Annotated in this window: 5 protein-coding genes and 1 pseudogene; 5 read left to right on the plus strand and 1 reads right to left on the minus strand. The window is 69.4% G+C overall.

The window, feature by feature from the left end:
- Positions 1–100 precede the first annotated feature (100 nt).
- From BST27_RS17930 to dprA, 5 genes are all read left to right on the plus strand, one after another.
- The gene (locus BST27_RS17930; protein WP_069418907.1) at positions 101–1,081 is read left to right on the plus strand and encodes an NAD-dependent epimerase/dehydratase family protein; all 981 of its coding nucleotides are present in this window, start codon (positions 101–103) and stop codon (positions 1,079–1,081) included.
- Positions 1,082–1,116: 35 nt separating this feature from the next.
- The gene (gene fdhD, locus BST27_RS17935; protein ID WP_069418908.1) at positions 1,117–1,941 is read left to right on the plus strand and encodes a formate dehydrogenase accessory sulfurtransferase FdhD; all 825 of its coding nucleotides are present in this window, start codon (positions 1,117–1,119) and stop codon (positions 1,939–1,941) included.
- A gap of 111 nt (positions 1,942–2,052) precedes the next feature.
- Positions 2,053–2,430, plus strand: a complete 378-nt coding sequence (locus BST27_RS17940) for a YraN family protein (RefSeq protein WP_069418909.1) — start codon at positions 2,053–2,055, stop codon at positions 2,428–2,430.
- Positions 2,430–3,941, plus strand: a complete 1,512-nt coding sequence (locus tag BST27_RS17945) for a YifB family Mg chelatase-like AAA ATPase (protein WP_069418910.1) — start codon at positions 2,430–2,432, stop codon at positions 3,939–3,941. Before BST27_RS17940 ends, BST27_RS17945 begins: the two co-directional genes overlap by 1 nt.
- Complete coding sequence (dprA, locus tag BST27_RS17950; RefSeq protein ID WP_069418911.1) at positions 3,938–5,089, plus strand: DNA-processing protein DprA; 1,152 nt, start codon at positions 3,938–3,940, stop codon at positions 5,087–5,089. The genes BST27_RS17945 and dprA overlap by 4 nt, the downstream gene beginning before the upstream one ends.
- A 52-nt stretch (positions 5,090–5,141) precedes the next feature.
- Here the strand turns inward: dprA and BST27_RS34530 are convergent.
- Positions 5,142–6,102 (minus strand): annotated as a pseudogene (locus tag BST27_RS34530) (hypothetical protein); the annotation flags it as partial.

A 6,102-nucleotide genomic window follows, 5' to 3' on the forward strand; every position in this document is an offset into this window, starting at 1 on the left:
GGGAATAACCAAGTCTGGCTCCACGCACACCTGCCCACACGTATGGCTGGGGTGGTGGCTGGGTGTTTGGCCTAGTGGGCGCGGGGGAAGACGAGATCAGGTGGGACTTACCGTTGCCGTCACCGGACCGACCGGAGAAATCGGAATCTCGGCTGTCACGGCCTTGGAGCGCGATCCTGCCGTCTCCAAAGTCCTCGGCATGGCGCGGCGTCCGTTCGACCCGCTGACGCGCGGCTGGGTGAAGACGACCTACCAGCAAGGCGACATTCTTGACCGCGACGCGGTCAACGCGCTGGTCGCGCAGGCCGACGTGGTGGTCCACTTGGCATTCATCATCATGGGTTCGCGCCAGGAAAGCGAACGCATCAACCTGCAAGGCACCCGCAACGTGTTCGAAGCCACGGTCGCGGCCCAGCGGCCACGGCGCCTTGTGTACACCTCATCCGTAGCGGCCTACGGCTACCACCCCGACAATCCGGTGCCGCTGACCGAGGATGTGCCGGCGCGAGGATCCAGCGAGCACTACTACTCCGCGCAGAAAGCAACGTGCGAGGCGTTGCTCGCCGAAATCACCAGGGGTTCGTCGCTCGAGGTTTTCGTGCTGCGGCCGTGCATCGTCGCCGGCCCGGAGGCCCACGCCCTGGCCGGCGGGTCGCCCTGGATGAAGTTGCCGCCGCGGATACGCGCCATGGCCAGGGCGCTGCCGATGTTCAAGCCGATGATTCCCGACCCGGGCTTCCCCCTGCAGCTCGTTCACCATGACGATGTTGCGACGGCAATTGCATTGGCCGCCACTGCACCAGCGCCGCCCGGGGTCTACAACATCGCCGGCAAAGGGGAGATCACGGTCTCCGAAGTGGCCGAGGCGCTGGGCGCCCGACCGATTCGGGTTCCGGCAGCGGCCGCAACAGCGGCGTCCGCGGCGGTGTCCCGAATGCCGTTCGTGCCGTCCCTGCTCGAGTGGCTGCACGTGGCGCGGACGTCGATGGTCATGGATACCACCAAAGCGGAACGCGAACTCGGGTGGCACCCGACGTATACGTCGGCAGAGACGTTGGAGGCGCTGGCCGCTGCGCTGTGACCGCGGCCGGGTTGCCGTCAAGGTAGGTTGGGGCGGTGACTGGACACGTCACCGCGCGCCGGCGGGTCAAGCATCTGGCCGCTGACCAAACGATCACTCGGGCTGAGGTATTGGCCGTCGAGGAGCCGCTGGAGATTCGCCTCAACGGCGCACCGGTGACCGTGACCATGCGCACGCCCGGCTCGGATATTGAACTTGCGCAAGGGTTTTTACTTACCGAAGGGATGATCGCGCGGCGCGAGGACGTGGTGACCATTCGTTACTGCGATGGGCGCGGCGAAGACGGCCTCAACACCTACAACGTGCTCGACGTCACCCTGGCGGCCGGTGTGGACCCGCCCGAGTTGGACGTCACTCGCAACTTCTACACCACTTCCTCGTGCGGGGTCTGCGGCAAGGCCTCGCTGGAGGCGGTGCGATTGATCAGCCGGTACGCTCCGGGCGACGATCCCGTGACCGTCCACCCGGACACCCTGCGAGCCATGCCGGAGCAACTACGCAGTGCGCAAAAGGTTTTCGCGTCTACCGGCGGGCTGCACGCCGCGGCCTTGTTCGGCGCGGACGGCACCATGGTCGCGGTGCGTGAAGACATAGGCCGACACAATGCGGTGGACAAGGTGGTCGGGTGGGCACTGCAGAACGGCCGGATACCGCTGGCCGGGTCGGTGCTGCTGGTCAGCGGGCGGGCGTCGTTCGAGTTGACCCAGAAGGCACTGATGGCGGGGATTCCCGTGCTGGCCGCCGTTTCCGCGCCGTCGTCGTTGGCGGTGTCGCTGGCGGAGGAGTCGGGCATCACGCTGGTGGCCTTCCTGCGCGAGGACACGATGAACATCTACACCAGGGCGGACCGGATCAGTTAGATTTCGCGCCTTCGTGTGGATGAACGCGCGACTGTGCATAACTGGCCGTTGAGGCGTGCGGAGCGACGGTTCTTGTCGGTTCTTGTCGGATCTTGCGGGCACATTGGCCGCATGACGACGGCGAAGACGATGAGTCGGATCCAACTCGGAGCGCACGGCGAGGCGCTGGCGGTGGACCACCTCACCCGGATGGGGCTGCGGATCTTGCACCGCAATTGGCGCTGCCGCTACGGCGAACTCGATGTGGTCGCGTGCGAACCGGCCACCGGCACCGTGGTTTTCGTCGAGGTCAAGACACGCACCGGGGACGGCTACGGCGGGCTCCCGTACGCGGTCACCGAGCGCAAGGTCCGACGGTTACGCAGGCTGGCCGGCTTGTGGCTGGCGGATCAGGACGAGCGCTGGGCGGCGATACGGATCGATGTGATCGGCGTGCGAATCGGTCGGTGTCGCACGCCTGAACTCACCCACTTGCAGGGGATCGGCTGATGGCGCTCGGACGTGCGTTCTCGGTCGCGGTGCGCGGATTGGACGGGGAGATCGTGGAAATCGAAGCGGACATCAGTTCGGGGTTGCCCGGTGTGCACCTGGTTGGGCTGCCCGATGCCGCGCTGCAGGAATCGCGCGACCGGGTGCGGGCGGCTGTGACGAATTGCGGCAACAACTGGCCCCAGGCGCGGCTCACGCTGGCGCTCTCGCCGGCGACGCTGCCGAAGATGGGCTCCGTCTACGACATTGCCTTAGCGTCTGCGGTGCTGTCCGCGGAGCTGAAAAAGCAGTGGCACCGGCTGGAAAAGACCGTGCTGTTGGGCGAGCTGTCCCTGGACGGCCGGGTCCGGCCGGTGCGCGGCGTGCTGCCTGCGGTGTTGGCCGCCAAGCGCGAAGGGTGGCCGGCCGTCGTTGTTCCGCTCGACAACCTTGCCGAGGCCAGCCTCATCGATGGGATCGACGTCTGGGGTGTGCGGACCCTCGGCCAACTGCAGAGCTGGCTGAACGGCGGCACCGGATTGCACGAGAGAATCGCCGCAACCCCCGCCGTAGAGGAGCCGACCGCGGATCTGGTCGACGTGGTCGGCCAATCCCAGGCCCGCTTCGCCGTAGAGGTGGCCGCGGCGGGCGCGCATCATCTCATGCTGACGGGCCCACCCGGAGTCGGGAAAACGATGCTGGCGCAACGGCTTCCGGGGCTCCTTCCGTCGCTGTCGGAAGGCGAATCGCTCGAGGTGACAGCGATTCATTCGGTGGCAGGACTGCTCTCGGGAGACACGCCGTTGATCACCAGGCCGCCGTTCATTGCGCCGCACCACAGTTCCAGCGTCGCGGCTCTGGTCGGTGGCGGCTCCGGGATGGCCCGCCCGGGGGCGGTCAGCCGGGCCCATCGCGGGGTGCTGTTCCTCGACGAGTGCGCGGAGGTCGGCGTCAGCGCGTTGGAGGCGTTGCGAACTCCGTTGGAGGACGGTGAGATTCGGCTTGCCCGCCGCGACGGCGTGGCACGCTACCCGGCCCGGTTTCAGTTGGTGCTGGCCGCCAACCCGTGCCCCTGTGCACCGGCCGATCCTCGGGAATGCATCTGTCCGGCCGCCAGCAAGCGGCGCTACCTGGGCAAACTGTCCGGGCCCCTGATGGATCGGGTGGACTTGCGGGTGCAGATGTATTCGGTACGTGCCGGCGAGATTTCGGTGACGGACGGCGAATCGACGGCGCAGGTTCGGCAGCGGGTGACGCAGGCGCGCGATGCGGCCGCCGAACGGTGGCGGCCGTATGGAGTCCGCACCAACGCCGAAGTCAGCGGGCCCCTGCTGCGGCGGAAGTTCCGGCTGAGCAACGCCGCGATGAAGCCGTTGCAGACCGGCCTGGAGCGCGGGGTGCTGAGCATTCGCGGCGTCGATCGGGCACTTCGGGTCGCGTGGAGCCTCGCCGACCTGGCCGGCCGGACCGTCCCCGGGCTCGACGACGTTGCCGCCGCATTGAGCTTTCGGCAAGCGGGAGTGTCCCGATGAGCGCTGACGAGAGCGAGTTGCTGGCGTGGGCCTATCTGTCCCGAGTCGCCGAACCGCCGTGCTCGAAGCTGGCCGCACTGGTGACCACCGTGGGGCCGGTCGAGGCGGCCGATCGGGTGCGTACCGGCCGCGTCGACGACGAGCTCGCCAAACTCACCGAGTCGAGACGTGAAATCAACAACGCCGCAGCAGATCTCGAGATGCTCGACAAACGCGGCGGTCGGTTGATCACACCCGCCGATGAAGAGTGGCCGGTGCTAGCCTTCGCCGCCTTCGCCGGGACTACCGCGCGGGCGCGGGCAGGCGGCGGCGCGCCGATGGTGTTGTGGGCGCTGGGTCCCGAACGCCTGGACCACATCACCCTGCGTGCGGCCGCGGTCGTGGGCACCCGGGCTGCCACTGCGTATGGCGAGCACGTGGCGGCCGATTTGGCGGCCGGCCTGGTCGAGCGGGACGTGGCGGTCGTCTCGGGCGGCGCATACGGCATCGATGGCGCTGCCCACCGCGCCGCGCTCGCCGGCGAGGGTGTCACCGTGGCGGTGCTGGCCGGCGGGATCGACGTCCCGTACCCGGCGGGGCACTCGGCCCTGCTGCACCGGATCAGCAAGAGCGGGTTGCTGATCACCGAATATCCCCCCGGCATCCGGCCCGCTCGGTACCGCTTCTTGACCCGCAACCGTTTGGTGGCCGCCGTCGCCGGTGGGGTAGTGGTGGTGGAAGCTGGCCTACGCAGCGGCGCCGCCAGCACCGCCGCGTGGGCCCGGTCGTTGGGCCGAACGGTGGCGGCGGTGCCTGGGCCGGTGACGTCATCGGCCTCGGCGGGCTGTCATGCACTGCTGCGCCAGGGTGCCGAGTTGGTCACCCGTGCCGAGGACGTCGTCGAACTCGTCGGGCATATCGGCGAGGTGGCCGACGAGGAAGCCCGGCCAACCACGGCGCTCGACGGGCTCGGCGAGACCGAACGCCAGGTCTATGAGGCATTACCGGGTCGCGGTGCTGTCGCGCTCGACCAAATCGCCGTGGCATCCGCGCTTGCTCCCGAACAAGTCCTCGGGCCGCTGGCGCTGCTCGAGTTGACCGGCCTGGTCGAGCGTGACGACGGCCGATGGCGCCTGGCCCGTGGCCCGCACAATGGACGGGAGCGTTGAGGTGACACGCACCCCGGCGGTACTACCCACGGGTCGAGAAGCCGTCTGCCGATCAGGGTCCGATGCCGGGGCCGCCGGCACCGCCGGCGCCGCCGGCGCCGCCGGTACCACCGGCCCTGCCGGTGGAAAATGTCCCGGGGCTACCGGGGGCGCCGACGGTCGTCCCGTTGCCGGCGTTACCGCCGTTGCCGCCGAAACCGCCAGAGCCGCCATTGTCGAATTGGCCGCCCTCGCCGCCATTCCCGCCGCCGCCACCTTGACCGCCGGCGCCGTAGGTAAGAGCCGTCGAGCCTTGCCCGCCCATGCCGCCATGTCCGCCCACCCCGCCGTTGCCGGGGAGGTACAAGCCGTTCGACGGGGCGCCGTTGCCGCCCTTACCGCCGGTGCCGCCCGTCCCGCCCATGCCTTGCAGCGACGTAGCGTTACCGCCAGCACCGCCGTTGCCGCCATTGGCGCCCACAGCGACCAGGCCAACACCGCCGTCGCCGCCGTCGCCGCCTTTGCCGCCGGCGCCGCCGTTATAACCCGCGCCGCCTGCGCCGCCGGCCCCGCCGCTGCCTCCGGCGGGATGAACGACGCCGCCGACGTTGCCGTTGCCGCCCTCGCCGCCATTGCCGCCGTTGCCGCCATTTCCTTGGATGCCGTTGGCGCCGGTGGCGCCCTGGATTCGGCCCAAACCGCCAGAACCGCCGAGCCCAGCGGCGCCGCCCGCGCCGCCGTCGCCGCCGATACCACCCGTACCGGCCTGGCCTTTCAGCACGGTGGCCCCGCCGGCATTGCCACCAAAGCCGCCGGTGCCGCCGTTGCCGCCGTTCCCGCCGGTGCCGCCGGCCCCGCCAACTCCTTGCACCCCGTTCTTACCGCCGCCCACGATGCTTCCGGCACCAGCGGCGCCCCCTTGACCGCCATTACCGGCCTGCCCGCCGGTGCCGCCGACGCCGCCGTTGGTGCCGTTGCCGCCATTTCCTTGGATGCCGTTGGCGCCGGTGGCGCCCTGGATTCGGCCCAAACCG

It is taken from the genome of Mycobacterium intermedium (assembly GCF_002086275.1).
Taxonomy (GTDB): Bacteria; Actinomycetota; Actinomycetes; order Mycobacteriales; family Mycobacteriaceae; genus Mycobacterium; species Mycobacterium intermedium.

Coding starts and splice junctions, on each gene's coding strand:
- BST27_RS17940 (WP_069418909.1), top strand. CDS start 2,053: ATGACGACGGCGAAGACGATGAGTCGGATCCAACTCGGAGCGCACGGC.
- BST27_RS17945 (WP_069418910.1), top strand. CDS start 2,430: ATGGCGCTCGGACGTGCGTTCTCGGTCGCGGTGCGCGGATTGGACGGG.
- dprA (WP_069418911.1), top strand. CDS start 3,938: ATGAGCGCTGACGAGAGCGAGTTGCTGGCGTGGGCCTATCTGTCCCGA.